Source organism: Puia sp. P3, assembly GCF_050632245.1.
In the GTDB taxonomy this organism is placed as follows: Bacteria; Bacteroidota; Bacteroidia; order Chitinophagales; family Chitinophagaceae; genus Puia.
In genome coordinates, this window is the sequence record NZ_CP192583.1 from 4,369,729 (window position 1) to 4,386,249 (window position 16,521).

Consider the following 16,521-nt stretch of genomic DNA (forward strand, 5'->3'; position numbering starts at 1 on the left):
GAAATTGTCCGGCTCATCCAGCACATAGCCGTCCCTGTTACCCAATATATTCGTCGAGAACCAACCCTTGACACCCAGCGCGCGGGCCTGCAGACCGGGAGCGATGATCGTCTTCATCAGCGTCTGCCCCGTCTTGAAATCCTTACCGCCGACCGGCGTCTCCGTCTGCTTCGCCAGCTCCAGCAACGCAGGGATGTCCACCGTCAAATTCGGGGCGCCGTTGAGGAAGGGAACGCCCAGCCTGAGCGCCGCATACGCGTAGATCATGCTCGGCGCGATCCGGGGATCATTGTCCTTTAACCCCTTCTCAAACGCTGCGAGGCTCTCGTGTACCTCGGAAGGCTCGATATATTTCTCCGTGGAGCCGCACCAGACGATCACCAGACGGTCACAGCCACGGGTATCCTGAAACTTGGCGATGTCTTCCATCAGCATCTCAGCCAGAACCATCTTGTTGGCGCCTTCTTTAATATGGGTACCGTCGAGGTTCTTGATGTAATTCTTGTCAAAAACAGCCTTCATGGGTTTCAAAGCTTCCAGCTCGAGGCGCAGCTGCTCCAGCGTATGCTGCTCCAGGACCTTCGCCCTGCTGGCAGCGACATAGACGTTGTCCTCATATACGTCCCAGCCGCCAAAAACGATGTCTTGCAGGTTAGCCAAAGGAACAAACTCCTTGATCTTCAGAACTTCGATCTTGCCACTGGCAAGATCTCGTTCGGAACCTTCGCTACGCTCGGCTCGGTTCCCTTCCTTTCGGTTCAAATGAATATTTCCCATCTGTGTCAGAGACCCGATGGGCTGCGCAATCCCCTTCTTGACGGCTTCTACCCCGGCTATCAGAGTAGTTGCAACCGCGCCTAATCCGGGGATAAGCACACCCAGCCTGCCAGTCGCTTCTTTTACTTCCATGTTCGAATTGGTTTTATTATGACGTCGGGGATGGGTTTATCCCGCAAATTAAACCCATCCCCCGACGCACTGGATTATGATGGGCCTATCGGCGGGCGGGCCTACGGGCCCGCCATGCAGAGTTGATCGGCAAAATTATCGAAATAATCAATTTTCGAACAAAATTGTTTTTTGGTCGAAAGAATTGACAACCCTATGACGCTCACCATGAAAATGTCCAACGCAGGGTAGCTAAAACTAGCGGCTAAAATAGCGATCCATTCCCGGGAAAAATAGTTAAAGTCGGTAAGCCGCCGGATTTTCCGGATGAAGTGACAGTTCAGCAGGGTGAAAAGCTGCCTATAAAGAAAGATATCTGTCCCGCGCGGAATTCCTTATCTGCCCGCTGAGCTTCCCCCTTCCACGGTAAACGCCCGCTCATACAGGGCTACAGTGGGACAAATATGGAAAGGAATACCATAAAATATATCTCCAATCTTATATCCATGCCCCGCACCCGCCTCCACGACCAGATGCTCTTCGCTCTGACCCACCGGCTTCAGCTGCGGCGCATTCAAAAATAAACCCTCCGCCCGATCTCATTCTCCGGGGCTATCGACTTATGCCCCAGATCCAGACAAAGGCGGCTATCCCCCTCAGCGATATGACCCGCGTGACCACCAGCGCCGCCGGCGAGAAGGGCTGATCCGGAAAACCATCCCCATACCCCTTGTCCCAGTAGACAAAGGTCCCAGGACTACACTCTATGCCCACCCGCTTCGCATGAACGGGAAAGGTCGGCGAGCCCCCGCAATGATACGCAGCTCCCCGCCAAGGCTATCCCGCAGGGCGACCACCTTCGCATAGCCTTCATCACACAGCCTCGTCCGCTCGGCCAGATCCATCGCCCGGATATGCCCGTCATAGGCGTGCAGCCCTATCACCCTCAAACCCGGAAGCCCCGACACCACTTTATATAGTTCAATCGCCTCCGGCCCCGGGTTGATACCCGTCCTGTCCATCCCCACATTCAGATCGATCCATACATCTGCCTCCAATCCCGCACTCACCAGTCCCTTCGCAACATCGGCATCATCCACCAGACAACCCCACCTCACACCCGGATACTTCTTCACCAGCGCCGCAAACCTCGCCGCCTTCGGCCCCACCGGCTGGTACGCCAGCAGCACATCCGGCGCCCCGGCCTGGGCCAGCATCTCCGCCTCCGCAATGGTTGCACACTTAAATCGGGAAATCCCCGCATCCAGCATCATCCGCGAGACCTCCGGCGACTTATGCGTCTTCACGTGCGGCCGCAGCCGCTCCACATCCCCCACCATCGCCACCGCCTGCCGTATATTTTCCCTTACCCGGTCCGGGTAGACAACCAGCGCCGGAGTGTCCAGCCGTTCAGCATCCGATATGCTATACCATTCCATGTATCTGCAATTTTTGGCTAATATAATTCAAACAACGCCTCTATCTCCACCGGTATATTCCCCGGCAACGAACCCATCCCCACCGCACTGCGAACGCCCACCCCATTGTCATCCCCCCAGACCGCCGCAAACAGCTCGCTGCAGCCATTGATCACATAAGGATGCCGCTCGAACTCCGGCTCACACCCCCACCATGCCCAGCACCTTGATGACCCTCTTCACTTTGTCGAAACTCCCCACATTCGCCTTTATCGTCGCCAGCATGGCAAGCCCCACCTGACGCGCGGCCACCTTGCCGCCCTCGATATCCAGGTCCCTGCCGACACGCCCCACGATCAGCGTGCCGTCCTCACGGAGAGGCCCATGGCCGGACAAATACAGATATTTACCATCGATAAGACAAGGCTTGTACACGCCCATAGGAACCGGAGCCTGGGGAAGTTTCAATCCCAGCGCCGCGAAATTTTGATCAGCTGTGTTACTCATGAAAACTTTTTAGCGCGCCGAAGTTACTAAAAAAGGTTTTTTTTACTCTACCACTCAAAAAAGCCCCGGGCAGTCGCCCGGGGCTTTATCGTTATTCAACTATTTTAGTGCCTCTCTCCCTCTCCCCAGTGCCTGTCTCCCTCCGGCCTGTGCCTCCACTCCTCATTCGCCTCGTGTTGGTCATGCCAGTGGTCCCTGTACCGGTCCTCACGGCTGTCCCGGATAAACACCTGACCATGCGGGTCCCCGCGGAAATGATCGAATGCCGCCCTGTGCTCGTCGAAATGCAGATAAGCCTGAGGCTCGTTGATCACCTCTTTATGGCTATGGTAAAGATCGAAATTGCGGTAGCGCGAAGGCAGATCATGCGAGAAGGTCCAGTGCCCCCGGTTCAGGTAGACGAACTGATGGTCGGGAACATAATAATAAGCCTGAATATCCGGTATATAATAATACTCCACATGATCATATCCGACAGGGCCCCAGGACGGCTGCTGCCCGATATTGATCGAAATACTTACCTGCGCCTTCGCCTCACCGGCTAACAAAGAGCCGGCTGCAACCGCAGCGGCCAACAATAGTTTTTTCATGCGTTAGAGATTTGCGACCAAAGATATACAGCCTCCGCCTTTCCTCCCACATTCCCGGCCGTTAACTCTTCAATAACAAAGTGGCACACAATATCTTACCCCACTCCACCCCGAGCCCGCTAACCCGCCGATTCCTCCTGAGGCTTATCCTGCACCACCGTCAGATCACCCACATCCACAGTAATAGGTATCAACCCCACCTGCACGATTGCCTTCTTCCCCCGGATCTCCTTCACCGTCCCCACCTGGTGATTCTTCTTCATCACAACCTTGTTGCCGATCTGCACATCCCCGCCCACCTCGGTATATTTCGCATCTAACTTCTTCCTCACCTTTTCATTCACCTGCTTCTCCTTCTGCTTGAACAACAAAGCCTGCATCTGCCGGATCACCTCATTCTTGTCCTCCGCCTTCCGCCAGTCAAAAACTATCTGCCGCAGCTTCCGTTCCATCTCCTTCAAATAACCTATCCGCTCCTCCGTGATCTTGTTCTGGTGCTTCAGCAGCTCCACCTGCTGGTCATGCCGCTCCCGATGGATCAGCGCCTCCATCTCCTTCTTCAGCTTCTCGTTCTCCTTCATCAGCCTGTTCAGCTCCTTCTCCCGCTTCTCCAGCTCACGCAGATCCTGCTCCGTCCGGTTCAGCAACTTGTCCAGCCGGAAATGCTCCTCATCCACCAGCGTCCGCGCCCGCTGTATCAGCCGCGGCTCCAGACCGATCCGTTCCGCTATACTGAACGTATACGAACTCCCCGGCTTGCCGATGATTAATTTATACAATGGCTGAAGATTGGTCTCGTCAAAAGCCATAGCGCCGTTGACAATCCCCGCCGTCTTATTCGCCATCACCTTCAGGTTCAGATAGTGCGTGGTCACGATACCGAAAGAATGCTTCCGCACCAGCTCCTCCAGGATCACCTCGGCAAACGCGCCTCCAAGATTGGGATCGCTGCCGCTACCCAGCTCGTCGATAAAGAACAGCGTCCGCCCATTTGCGTTCTCCATGAAATACTTCATATTCTTCAGGTGCGAACTATAGGTACTCAGCTCGAACTCCAGACTCTGCGTATCCCCGATATGGATCATCAGCTGTTTGAAGATTCCCATCTCCGAATCGGGATGCACTGGTATCAGCAATCCAGCTTTGTATCATCAGCTGCAGCAGCCCGACGGTCTTCATCGTCACCGTCTTACCACCGGCATTGGGGCCGGAGATCACCAGCAGGCGGTCCTTTTCATTGAGCGTTATATTCGTCGGCACGGTCGTCTTACCCGCTCTCCGATTATACAGATACAACAGCGGGTGGTAAGCCTGCCTTAATACGATATGCGACTTGTCCATCAGCAACGGATAGTTGCCGTTCATATCATTCGCCAGCCTCGCCTTAGCCCGGATAAAATCATACTCCCCAAGAATATCATGCCACACCTGCAGCAGTCCCGCATGCACAGACAGCTTTGCCGTCAGCTCGCGCAGGATGCGGTTGACCTCCTTGCTCTCGGAATGCTCCAGCGAGAACACGTCGTTGTTCAATTCGATCGTTTCCTCCGGTTCGATAAAGGACGTCCTCCTCGTATCGCTCTCGCCGTGCAGGATCCCCTTCACCTGCCGTTTGTGCTCGGCAAAGATCGCCACCACGCGCCGGCCGTTGAGGAATGACTCCTCGATATCGGCTACATATCCGGCCTTAGCCAGCTTCGACAGGATCCGGTCGAACATACGCCGCAGCTCGTTGCGCTTGCGGTACAGGCTCATCCGGATATTCGCCAGCTCTTCCGACGCATTGTCCCTCACCACACCCGACTCATCCAGCACCTCGTCGATCGACGCCACAATGCTCTTCTCGTAGTGCGTATGCTCGATGACCTTCACCAATGCGGGATAGGCCGTCCGCCGCTCAGGATCGAACCAACGGAATACACTGTTCATACCCTCGGCCAGCCGCCGGATCTGCATGAACTGCTCGCCCGACAGCGTCGCACCCGGTATCCCCAGCAGCTTCAGCTCGCGCGAAAGATTGAAAGTATGGTCATTGGGGAAATACTGTCCGTTTTGGGAAAGCAGCTTGAACTCATTGGTCTGCCTCAGCTCAAGTTCTATAAATTCACGGCGCGTATGGATCCGCAGATCCATCGCCTTTTCATGAGCATACTCCGTCTCACAAAAGCCTGCCAGCAAGGTCTTGATCTTGTCAAACTCCAGCTGTACCAGCGCCGATTCAGGAAAAATCTTCATAAGAGGTGCAAAGCTACGAATTTTTAGTCCCCCACCCCACCTCGGGACATCCCCATCTACCCTGTATCCTAAGCGCGGCTGACCTTAACCATTTCACCCTCGACCACCCCCTCATCCCGCTGGACCTTCACATTCAGGTAAGACTTCCAGAAAACCGCCACCACCACCAACGCCGCAATCCCCTCACTCAACACCGTCGCCGGCGCACTGACATACTGCGACACCGTACCCACCAGCAGACTCCCGACCGGCATCATCCCAAAATAAGACATCGCAAAATAGCTGATCACCCGCCCCCGCATCTCAGGCGCTACCGTCGTCTGGATGATCGTATTGGTCATCGTCGTCTGCGCCATCATTCCAAAACCCGAAATGATCGCAAACACCATCGCAACAGGGAACGAGGTCATATACGAAAACCCGATCAGCCCCAGGCCAAAAATGATCGTATTGTTCCGCAGTATCTTCTTCCGGCTAGCATCCGTCCCCCCAACCCTCGTCGCAAGGAACAACGCCCCGCTGATCGCACCCACGCCAATAAAACTGTCGATCAGACCGAACGTCGACGCATTCCCGTGAAAGATCACCTTCGCATATATCGGCAGCAGGGTATTATAAGGTATCACCAGCAGACTCATCGCCGCCAGCATCAATATCGGCCTGGCTATCGACGGATTATTCCGCAGATAAACCCATCCTTCCTTCCACTCACCCAGCGCATTCTTGGCACGCTCCGTCTTCACATAAGGCGGCAGCTTCATCTGCAGCAACGACCCGATCACCGCCAGAAAGCTCACCGAGTTCAGCAGGAAGCAAATATGCGCCCCCAGCTTGTGCAGCACCACACCCGCGATCGCCGGACCGATAAGCCTCGCCAGATTCACCATCGAACTGTTCAGCGCAAGCGCATTCGAGAGATTCTCCTTATTGTCGATCATCTCATAAACGAGCGCCTGCCGCGCCGGAACGTCGAACGCATTGATCGACCCCAGCACCAGCCCAAGCCCCAGTATCTCCCACACATTATAGTGGTCCGTCCAGACCAGGATCATCATCAGCACCGACTGAACCAGCGAGGCCGCCTGCGTGAACAACAACACCTTCCATCGCCAATAACGATCGGAGACCACCCCACCCAGCGTCGAAAACAAAAAGAAGGGAATTGCGTCGCGAACAGCGACAGCCCCAGCATAAACGGCGACTTCGTCAGCGTATATACCACCCAGCTCACCGCCGTCCGCTGCATCCAGGTCCCGATCAGCGACACCGACTGCCCGTAGAAATAAAGCCGGTAATTCCGACTCTGCAACGCTCTGAAAACAGGAAACTTCGACATCTTACAACTCCTTTTTTCGTCCATCAATTTTTCCAGCACTACAAGGGCCCTCATCACGAGCTCCCTCTCCTCCGGACTGGCCTTTTCGTGCAACGCCTTCGCCAGCCACTCCTCCTTGTTATGCCTTCTCTCTTCTACCGAAACCCTCCCGGAAGGGGTCAGCGACAACAACACCTTTCTTTTGTCCTCCACCGACGGGTTCTTATAAATAAATCCTACTTCAAATAAATGATTGACTATCTGTGACATAGACTGAGTCGTCACCTTCTCCATCCGGGCTATATCCGATGGCAGCAGCTCCCCGTGCTGGTACAACAACGCCATCGTCGACCGCTCCGTCAGCGACAGCTGCGCCTCATCCTTCGCCTCCTTTCTCAATAACTTGATGAGTCGGGTCATCACCGTCCTCAATACCCCCGCTATCTCGATATCCCGGACCTCAGGCCCTTCTGTTTTTGACATCATCCCACAAAGGTAAGCAAACTTGTAAGTTTACTTTATAAATATGGATGGAAAACGTGAAAACGTTTTGTTAATTACCATTTCATGTCATCCAGCCAACCATTTCCCGAACAGGCCGTTTGTAAATTGCGGATTACCGAATAAAACATGAATCGAATCGCAGCCATCTTATCTTTAGCGGCCGCCGCAGCGTTTACTACCGCCAGCGCAGCCGTCAAACAATTAAAACACAGCAGAATGAACGAAAAAACGATCCCCACCGGGATAGATAATATCCCTGCTGGGGCTAAGACCGACACCGCTACCTTTGGAACCGGATGCTTCTGGTGTACAGAAGCCGTCTTTCAGGAACTGAAAGGCGTCATAAAAGTAACATCGGGGTATATGGGCGGCCACGTCGCCAACCCCAGCTATGAAGAGGTCTGCACCGGCACCACCGGCCACGCCGAATGCCTGCAGGTAGTCTACGACCCCGGCGTCATCAGTTTTGACGAGCTGCTGGAAGTCTTCTGGGAATCCCACGACCCGACCCAGCTCAACCGCCAGGGCAACGACGTCGGCACCCAGTACCGCAGCGCCATCTTCTACCATACCCCCGAACAAAAGGAGAAAGCAGAACACTATAAAACCCGGCTCAACCAGGAAGGCGCCTATCCCAAACCGATAGTCACGGAGGTCACCCCCGCCAGCGCCTTCTACGCCGCCGAAGACTATCACCAGAACTACTACAACAGCCACGGCTCACAGCCCTACTGTTATCTGGTGATCCGTCCCAAAGTTGAAAAATTCGAAAAAGTGTTCAAAGACAAGCTCAAAAAGAACGCAAAAACCGGCCACTAGGCCGGTTTTTTTATTTCCTCACCCGCCTCAGCTCCAGCAAATTCAACGCATTCGGCTCCAACCCGACCACCCTGGGATTGATCAGATGCACCACCTCGTCATACCACAATGGCGCCACTGGCGACGCATCCATCACCCGCTGATCCATCTCCCTGTACAACCCATATCGCACCGAATCATTCTCCTCTTCCAGTGACCGCTCATAGAGCTTATCAAAAACCGGATCGCTAAACCTCGTATAATTCGGCGGCGACGGATTCTTCGAATAGAACACACTCAAATAATTCTCCGCATCCGGATAGTCGGCCAGCCAGCTACCCCGGAAGAATAAGGCCCGCGACTGCGCCGTCTCCTCCAGCAAAAGACTCTTCTGCACCACCTCTATCTGAACATGAAATCCCACATCCTCCAGCTGACGCGCTATAAAACTGGCAAAATCGGCATAGTTGGGTATCGTCATCAGCTTTATCGGCGGCACGGCCCTTCCATCCCCATACCCCGCCTCAGCCAGCAGCGCCCGGGCCCTGCCCGGATCATACCGATATCCCCGCACCTTCGTCGAATCAAAGGAAGGCAGCCCCGCGGGCACAAACCCACTCTCCGCCGGCAGTCCCAGCGAGTTCTTTAAATACAACATCATCTTCCTCCGGTCAAACCCGCAGTTGATCGCCTGCCGCACCAGTCTGCTCTTCAGCGGCGAAGCTTTTACCAGCGCACTGGCAGTATCCACCAGTATCCCCAGATACTCCGTATTCAACTGCGGATACACCGAAAGGTTGATCCTATCCTTCCATTCCTTCTTCAGCTCACCCTTTTTACTCAATACCTCATCCTTATAGGAGGCGTCGATCTCATTTACAAAATCCAGCTGCCCCTGTCGGAACAACAGGAACTCGATCGCCTTCTCGTCCGTAAACGAGATCTTCACCGCGTCCAGATACGGCAGCGCCCTACCCGTACTATCTTTTTCGAAAAAGCGTCCATTCTTCAACAGGATCAGATCCTGGTTCTCCTCCCAGGAACCAAACCGAAACGGCCCCGTACCACAAGGATGACTGCGAAAATCCTTTCCGTACCGGGTCACCAGCTTCCCGCGGCACCACCGAACAATAACCCATACTCAGCAACCCAAGTATCGGATGAAAAGGCCGCGATAGCCTCAACACAAACGTACTGTCATCCGGGGCCGAAAAAGCGCCGGGGCCACCCTCATCGATCCGCCCATGAAATATCCACGCCCCACTACTCGCCGTCGACGGATCCAGCAGGCGGTTAAAAGAATAAACAACGTCGCCAGCCACCATCTTCCTCCCCCTGCCCCCCGGGAACGCCGCGTCGTCGTGAAATACCACATCCCTTCGCAAATGAAAGGTCCAAACCTTCCGGTCAGCCGATACCTCCCAGCTGCGGGCCACCCCTGGAACGATCCTCAGCTGATTGTCCGTCTCCACCAGCGTACTATACAACTGATGCACGGCCCAGATGATCGACCTGTTCTTTGCAAAAGCGGGGTCAAGCGTCGCAATCCCATCCGACTCATTATAATAGAACACCGTCTTCCCCGAATCCTTCCCTCCTCCGCAACCCGTCAGCAGCAAACCCGGCATGAGCAACAGGCCACCGCCTATCCAACCACTCGTCCAAATTCCCAATCCCAATAAGAAATGATTAATTACCTTCATAAACATAAAATAAAGATAACCAATGAGTCGTATTCTCCCGCTCATAATCGTTCTTTCTCTTTTCCTGACCACCTGGTCTCGCGCCCAACTCCTCACACCCGAAAAGGCCGTCTATACCCACACCGACAGCCTGCGCGGCAGCATCACGCCCGAACGCGCCTGGTGGGACCTGCTGAAATACGACCTCACCGTTATCCCCTCCTTTAACGAAAAATCGCTCAGCGGAGACAACGGCATCACCTTCAAAGCCCTCTCCGACGGCCAGACCATGCAGATCGACCTGCAGGAGCCGATGAACATAAAAGCCATCACCTGGGGCAAAAAATCGCTCACATTCACTCGCGAAGGCAACGCCTTCCACGTCAAATTCCCAAAAATAATAAAAGCCGGTTCCACTGAAACCATCCGGATCAGCTGGTCCGGTATTCCGAAGGTAGCAGTACGTCCCCCATGGGGAGGCGGCTGGATCTGGAATCTCGACGAAAAAGGTCGTCCATGGATGACCGTAGCCTGCGAAGGCCTCGGCGCCAGCGCACTGGTTCCCCTGCAAGGACCACCTCAGCGACGAACCCGACTCCGGCGTCACCATGCACATCGTCGCACCCGACACCCTGGTCGCGATCGGCAACGGCCGCCTCAAAGACAAAAAACTCAACGGCAACGGCACCACCACCTGGACCTGGTCCGTCACCAGCCCGATCAATTCATATGACATCATTCCCTATATCGGCAAATACACCAACTGGACTACCGTCTTCAAAGGCGAGAAAGGCAACCTCGACTGCAGCTTCTGGGTCCTCGATTACCATCTGGAAAAGGCCAAACCCCAGTTCATGCAGGCCGACACCATGCTCCGCGCCTTCGAATACTGGATGGGGCCCTATCCCTTCTACGAGGACGGTTATAAGTTAGTAGAAGCCCCCCACCTCGGCATGGAGCACCAGTCCAACGTCGCCTACGGCAACCACTTCGCCAACGGCTACCTCGGCCGCGACCTCTCCACCACTGGATGGGGCCTGAAATGGGACTTCATCATCGTACACGAGAGCGGCCACGAATGGTTCGGGAACAATATAACGGACAAGGACGCCGCGGATATGTGGATACACGAAGGCTTCACCAACTACACCGAAACCCTCTACACCACCTATCTCTACGGCGTCGAAGCTGGAAATGACTACGTCATCGGCACCCGCAAGAACATCCGCAACGACAAACCCATCATCGGCGTATACGGCGTCAACAAGGAAGGCTCGGGCGATATGTACTATAAGGGAGGAAATATGCTGCACATCATCCGCCAGATCGTCGGCGACTCCGCCTTTCGCGGCATGCTGCGCGGTCTCCAAAAGACCTTCTACCACCAGACCGTCACCACCCAGCAGGTCGAAGAGTACATGAGTAACTACGCCCACAAGGACTTCTCTAAGATCTTCGACCAATATCTGCGGTCGACCAGGATCCCCGTACTCTCCTACCAGTCCAGCGGCGACATCATCTCCTACCGCTGGTCCAATTGCGTCAAAGGCTTTAACATGCCCGTGAAGGTCTTCATCGGCGGCGCCCGCGAACAGTGGATCACCCCGACAGACGAATGGCAAACCATTCCCGCCTCCAACGGCGGTCAACTGATCCTCGGCAGCAGCGGCGGCAACGACCCGGCCCATATGGCAGTCGGCGACACCGGCAACGGAATGGCCGGCGACGGCAATTTCTCCGTCGACCGGAATTTCTATATCCTGGTCAGAAAACAGGGCTGATGAATCTTCTCGCGGTCGGCATACTGGTCTGGAATCTCCTCCACTACGAGATTTCCATCACCCCATCTTTCACCACCAAATCCCTGAAGGGCGAGAACCGCATCACCTTCATCACGCTGTCCGCAGGTCAGGACCTCACCCTCGACCTCATCCAACCCATGCGTATCACCGCCGCCGCCGAAGGCGATCACCCCCTCACCTTCAAAAGAGACGGCGACCACTATATCATCCATTTCCCACAATCCCTCCCCAAAAACTACAGGACAACAATAACTATCCGGTTCGAGGGAACGCCGCTGGAAGCCAGCCCCACAAATGCCCCCTTCGAAAGCGGCTGGATCTGGACACGCGACTCCCTCGGCCGCACCTGGACAGGCGTCGCCTGCGAAGGCACCGGCGCCTCTGTCTGGCTGCCCTGCAAACGCCAGCTCTACGACAAACCCGACAGCGGCATAGTCTTCCATATCACGGCTCCGGACACCCTAACCGCCATCGGCAACGGCCGCCTCACAGACAAGCGGCCCAACGGCAACGGCGCCACTACCTGGACCTGGACAACCCACAGTCCGATCAGCGACTATAACATAATACCATATATCGGAAAATATACACACTGGGAAAAGACCTTCCCAGGCGAAAAAGGCCCCTCGACTGCAGCTACTGGGTCCTCGACTACAACCTCCAAAAAGCAAAACTAAAATTTCAGGAGGTCGATACGATGCTCCACGCCTTCGAGTACTGGATGGGCCCCTACCCATTCTACCGGGATGGCTACCAACTTGTCGAAGCCCCCATGTACGGCGGTATGGAACACCAGAGCAATATTGCCTACGGAAACAAGTTCAAACAGGGCCTCGAAGGCAAGGACCTCTCCGGCACAGGCATCGGTCTCAAATGGGACTTCATCATCGTCCACGAAAGCGGCCACGAATGGTTCGGAAATAATATCACCGGCCGCAGCGACAGCACGGACGATTCCCTGGATCCACGAAGGTTTTACAAAATATACCGAAGTCCTCTACACCGAGTACGTCCACGGCCCCGACGCCGCCGAGACCTACTACCAGGGCCTCCTCCACCGTATAAAAAACGATCGCCCTGCGATGCAGGGCGGAAATGACAAATACTACAAAGGCGCCGCCTTCCTCCACGCCGTCCGCCACACAACCGGCACCCCCACCTTCCGCGCCCTCCTCCATTCTCTCAACTCCACCTTCTACCACCAGTCCGTCTCCACCTCCCAAATTCTCACCTTCATCAACTCCTTCACCCACCACAACTTCACTCCCCTCTTCGACCAGTATATGCGTACCACCCAGTGGCCAATCGATTAATTTCTTATTCTCCCCCGCTCAAAACCCGGCTATCCCCGGAACCCGCCTTCGCGGCCCCATCCAAAATCCTCCCCGCCCCCACAAAATGCCTGTCATAATACCCGTCATTCATGTCGCTGATCATCACCCCCGACACAGAAGCATGCACAAACTTATTATTCCTCAGATAAACCCCCACATGCGTCACCACCCCTCTTCTTTCCCAGCGTATGAAAAAACACCAGATCCCCCTCCTGCAATTCGTCCCTCCGGATATGATGACTGCTCTCATACTGCTCCTTTGACGTCCTCGGTAGTGACGAAACCCCATACACCGACGACATCAGCATAAAAGCAAACGCCGAACAGTCGATCCCGTCCCTGGTATTCCCGCCGTAATGATAGGGCGTGCCATACCAATAGTCCATAAAACTCAACAATTTGGGATTATCCAACTCCTCGACCGAGGCATTTTCCAGAATGGCGAATTTGAACTGCAGCGCCGAATAATTCTCGATGGCGCTGGAACCAAAAGAAGAAGAAGAACTCTTCTTCACCGCAGCTATCGAACTCCGCGAATCATCCCGACGGGAATCAGGATTAACAGAAATATTGCTGATGAACTCCACCGACCCATCCTTCGTGGTCGCAGACTGCTGCGAAGGACGCGGTTTCGACGCACCCGAAGCCGGCCTCACCGTACTACAGCTCGTCAAAACGAAAATCAACAACGCTATGGGTATGATAGTTTTCAACATATTTCGCACTTACATGGATATTGGCATCAAGAAATATATTACAAATATAGCAAAGTTTCTGCCAAAAAGTCGCAATAATATTGATACCCAATTAATTGCTTCAAATCTGAACACCCACCGTACGAATCCGTACATATCCCCACCTACCGCCCCCACGCAACCCGCTGAGCTCCAATGCTGCCAACTTCTGGCACCCGATTGGAAGAAAATCACTAATGGCGGGAGATCCAATCCCCCAAACATCAAAACCAACGGGAAATGCTGACCAACTATTTCAAAGTCGCCTGGCGCAACCTCGTCAAAAACAAGGTCTACTCCTCCATCAATATACTCGGTCTGGCCGCCGGCCTGACCATCACGATCCTCATCGGCCTCTGGATCACCGACGAAACCAGCTTCGACCGCAACTTCGCCAACTACAACCGCATCGTTCGCGTCCTGGAGAACAGCACCCACTCCGGCTCCACCCAATCCCTTCGCTCCATCCCCATCCCGCTGGGCCCCGAACTAAGGACAAAATACGGCTCCGACTTCAAAAGGGTAGCCCTCGCTTCCTGGCTTCAGCCCAATATCCTCGCCAACGGCGACAAAAAGATCAGCCGCGACGGTATGTTCGCCGAACCCGACTTCCCCGCCATCTTCTCCCTGAAAATGATCAAAGGCAACTGGCACTGCATCGACGACCCCAGCTCCATCGTCCTCAGCCGATCCACAGCCACCACCCTCTTCGGAGACGCCGACCCCGTGAATAAAACGATAAAATTCAACAACAAGAGCGTGCTCAAAGTCAGCGGCGTATACGAAGACCTCCCCTACAACTGCGAATTCAGGGACCTCGGCTTCCTCACCCCATGGGCCTTCTATGTAGCCGACCGCGACTGGGTGAAAAATTCCGCCAACAACTGGGACAATAACTCCTTTCAACTCTACGCTCAGCTGGCAGACAACGCCGGCATCGAACAGGTGAACGCCAAAATAAAAGGCGGCCTCGAAGGGCACGACAGAAAAGACAAGCCCGAAGTCCTCCTCCACGCCATGCCCAAATGGCACCTCTACGGCGAATTCAAGGACGGCAGGAACACCGGCGGCAGCATCCAGTTCGTCTGGATGTTCGGCCTGATCGGTGGCTTCGTCCTCCTTCTCGCCTGCATCAACTTTATGAACCTCAGCACCGCACGCAGCGAACGACGGGCAAGAGAAGTCGGTATCCGCAAAGCCGTCGGCAGCCTGAGAACCCAGCTCATTATCCAGTTCCTCTGCGAGTCGGTCATGATCGCGGCAATCGCGCTCTGCCTCGCGATACTGCTCACCGAGCTGGCCCTCCCCTGGTTCAACCAGCTAGCCGACAAAAAGATCATCCTCCCCTGGAGTAATCCGATCTTCTGGCTGGCAACACTATGTTTTACATTATTCACCGGCCTCATTTCCGGCAGCTACCCGGCCCTCTACCTCTCTTCCTTCAGTTCCATCAAAGTTCTCAAAGGCAGCTTCAGGACCGGCCGCTTCGCTTCCATACCGCGCAAAGCCCTGGTGGTCCTCCAGTTCACCGTCTCGGTATCCCTGATCATCGGCACCATCGTCGTCTACACCCAGATCCAGTATGCGAAGGACCGACCCGTCAACTATGCCCGGGCCGGCCTGATCAGGATCGACATGAACACCCCGGACCTCTACGGCCACTACCAGGCCATGCGCGACGACCTGCTCCGGACCGGCGCTGTAACCGATATGGCCGAGTCATCCAGCCCCACCACCAGCGTATGGAGCAACCAAAGCTCCTTCGACTGGCGCGGCAAGCCCCCCGGCCTGTTCCCCAGCTTTGGCGTCATCGGCATCACCCACGACTTCGGCCGGACCATCGGCTGGAAGTTCGCGCAGGGCCGCGACTTCTCGAGGGACTTCCCTTCCGACAGCAACGGCATCATCCTCAACGAGGCCGCAGCGAAATTCATGGGCTTCACAGACCCCCTCAAAGAAACGGTCCGGTACTTCGATAACTCGCCCGAAAAACACCTCCGCGTCCTCGGCGTAGTAAAGGATATGGTCATGGAATCCCCTTTCGAACCCATCAAACCAACCGTCTTCCTCATCGACTACAACTGGGGCAATGTCATCCTGGTCAAGCTCGATCCGAAACAAAGCCCCCACGAGACCCTGCCCAGGGTCGAGGCCGTCTTCAAAAAATACAACCCCGGCGCGCCCTTCGAATATAAATTCGAGGACACCGAATACGCCACCAAATTCGGCGACGAAGAACGCATCAGCAGCCTGGCCACCTTCTTCGCCGCCTTCGCCATCTTCATCAGCTGCCTCGGCCTCTTCGGCCTGGCCGCCTTCACCGCCGAACAACGCACCAAGGAAATTGGTGTCCGAAAGGTCCTCGGCGCCTCTACATTCAACCTCTGGGGACTGCTCAGCAGGGACTTCGTGGGCCTCGTAGCCCTCTCCTTCCTGATCGCGATCCCGCTGGCCTGTTACGCGATGAATAAATGGCTGGAAAACTATTCCTACCATACCCAGATCTCGGCTGTGACGATCATCATGACCGCAGCGGGCGCACTGCTGATCACGCTGGCCACCGTCAGCTTCCAGACCATCCGGGCAGCCCTCAGCAACCCGGTGAAAAGCCTGCGATCGGAATAGCGCCCCGGCGAAGAAACAACGATGTGGAAAATATGTGCGGACCATACCCCGCAAACGAACTAATAATATCCAACTTTGTTAGTTAATTG

General features: G+C 55.0%; 15 protein-coding genes and 4 pseudogenes. 6 read left to right on the forward strand and 13 right to left on the reverse strand.

Annotated elements, in window-relative coordinates; all coding sequences use genetic code 11:
- The 10 genes and pseudogenes from ACQ86N_RS27325 to ACQ86N_RS27370 all read right to left on the reverse strand — a co-directional run.
- Positions 1 to 909, reverse strand: a pseudogene (locus ACQ86N_RS27325) (inositol-3-phosphate synthase); the annotation flags it as partial.
- A gap of 374 nt (positions 910 to 1,283) precedes the next feature.
- Entirely contained in the window at positions 1,284 to 1,466 is a 183-nt protein-coding gene (locus tag ACQ86N_RS27330) for a hypothetical protein (RefSeq protein ID WP_431209815.1), read from the reverse strand.
- 34 nt (positions 1,467 to 1,500) lie between these two features.
- Positions 1,501 to 1,662 (reverse strand): hypothetical protein, encoded by a 162-nt coding sequence (locus tag ACQ86N_RS27335; protein WP_431209816.1) that lies wholly within the window; start codon positions 1,660 to 1,662, stop codon positions 1,501 to 1,503.
- Positions 1,653 to 2,327 carry an alanine racemase gene (locus ACQ86N_RS27340; protein ID WP_431209817.1) on the reverse strand — a complete coding sequence of 225 codons (675 nt, stop codon included), beginning with the start codon at positions 2,325 to 2,327 and terminating at the stop codon, positions 1,653 to 1,655. The genes ACQ86N_RS27335 and ACQ86N_RS27340 overlap by 10 nt, the downstream gene beginning before the upstream one ends.
- Positions 2,328 to 2,344: 17 nt before the next feature.
- A complete protein-coding gene (locus ACQ86N_RS27345; protein WP_431209818.1) occupies positions 2,345 to 2,482 on the reverse strand; it encodes a hypothetical protein in 138 nt (45 codons plus the stop codon).
- Positions 2,483 to 2,507: 25 nt separating this feature from the next.
- The gene (locus tag ACQ86N_RS27350; protein ID WP_431209819.1) at positions 2,508 to 2,813 is read right to left on the reverse strand and encodes a RidA family protein; all 306 of its coding nucleotides are present in this window, start codon (positions 2,811 to 2,813) and stop codon (positions 2,508 to 2,510) included.
- A gap of 104 nt (positions 2,814 to 2,917) precedes the next feature.
- Positions 2,918 to 3,403, reverse strand: a complete 486-nt coding sequence (locus tag ACQ86N_RS27355; RefSeq protein ID WP_431209820.1) for a hypothetical protein — start codon at positions 3,401 to 3,403, stop codon at positions 2,918 to 2,920.
- A 119-nt stretch (positions 3,404 to 3,522) separates the two neighbouring features.
- Positions 3,523 to 5,638, reverse strand: a pseudogene (locus ACQ86N_RS27360) (endonuclease MutS2).
- Positions 5,639 to 5,706: 68 nt separating this feature from the next.
- On the reverse strand, positions 5,707 to 6,789 hold the full coding sequence (locus ACQ86N_RS27365) for an MFS transporter (protein WP_431209821.1): 1,083 nt from the start codon (positions 6,787 to 6,789) through the stop codon (positions 5,707 to 5,709).
- Entirely contained in the window at positions 6,693 to 7,439 is a 747-nt protein-coding gene (locus ACQ86N_RS27370; RefSeq protein ID WP_431209822.1) for a MarR family transcriptional regulator, read from the reverse strand. The genes ACQ86N_RS27365 and ACQ86N_RS27370 overlap by 97 nt, the downstream gene beginning before the upstream one ends.
- Positions 7,440 to 7,583: 144 nt before the next feature.
- On the opposite strand from ACQ86N_RS27370, the gene msrA reads away from it, so the two are divergent.
- A complete protein-coding gene (gene msrA, locus ACQ86N_RS27375) occupies positions 7,584 to 8,276 on the forward strand; it encodes a peptide-methionine (S)-S-oxide reductase MsrA (protein WP_431209823.1) in 693 nt (230 codons plus the stop codon).
- 10 nt (positions 8,277 to 8,286) lie between these two features.
- On the opposite strand, the gene ACQ86N_RS27380 is transcribed toward msrA, so the two are convergent.
- Positions 8,287 to 9,360, reverse strand: a complete 1,074-nt coding sequence (locus ACQ86N_RS27380) for an ABC transporter substrate-binding protein (protein WP_431209824.1) — start codon at positions 9,358 to 9,360, stop codon at positions 8,287 to 8,289.
- A gap of 73 nt (positions 9,361 to 9,433) precedes the next feature.
- Positions 9,434 to 10,003: pseudogene (locus tag ACQ86N_RS27385) on the reverse strand (ABC transporter substrate-binding protein); the annotation flags it as partial.
- Between ACQ86N_RS27385 and ACQ86N_RS27390 the strand changes: the two are divergent.
- The 4 genes from ACQ86N_RS27390 (at position 9,981) to ACQ86N_RS27405 (ending at position 13,052) form a co-directional block, all read left to right on the forward strand.
- Positions 9,981 to 10,670, forward strand: coding sequence for a hypothetical protein (locus ACQ86N_RS27390; protein ID WP_431209825.1), 690 nt, complete (start codon positions 9,981 to 9,983; stop codon positions 10,668 to 10,670). The pseudogene ACQ86N_RS27385 and the gene ACQ86N_RS27390 sit on opposite strands and share 23 nt — an antisense overlap.
- Positions 10,552 to 11,718: a M1 family aminopeptidase gene (locus ACQ86N_RS27395; protein WP_431217617.1), complete on the forward strand. Its 1,167-nt coding sequence runs from the start codon at positions 10,552 to 10,554 to the stop codon at positions 11,716 to 11,718. Before ACQ86N_RS27390 ends, ACQ86N_RS27395 begins: the two co-directional genes overlap by 119 nt.
- Positions 11,718 to 12,416: a hypothetical protein gene (locus ACQ86N_RS27400; RefSeq protein WP_431209826.1), complete on the forward strand. Its 699-nt coding sequence runs from the start codon at positions 11,718 to 11,720 to the stop codon at positions 12,414 to 12,416. Before ACQ86N_RS27395 ends, ACQ86N_RS27400 begins: the two co-directional genes overlap by 1 nt.
- A 126-nt stretch (positions 12,417 to 12,542) precedes the next feature.
- Entirely contained in the window at positions 12,543 to 13,052 is a 510-nt protein-coding gene (locus ACQ86N_RS27405; protein ID WP_431209827.1) for a hypothetical protein, read from the forward strand.
- Between the two features lie 4 nt (positions 13,053 to 13,056).
- Here the strand turns inward: ACQ86N_RS27405 and ACQ86N_RS27410 are convergent.
- Positions 13,057 to 13,789: pseudogene (locus ACQ86N_RS27410) on the reverse strand (C40 family peptidase).
- A 258-nt stretch (positions 13,790 to 14,047) separates the two neighbouring features.
- Between ACQ86N_RS27410 and ACQ86N_RS27415 the strand changes: the two are divergent.
- Positions 14,048 to 16,432, forward strand: a complete 2,385-nt coding sequence (locus ACQ86N_RS27415; RefSeq protein ID WP_431209828.1) for an ABC transporter permease — start codon at positions 14,048 to 14,050, stop codon at positions 16,430 to 16,432.
- The last annotated feature ends 89 nt before the right edge of the window (positions 16,433 to 16,521 follow it).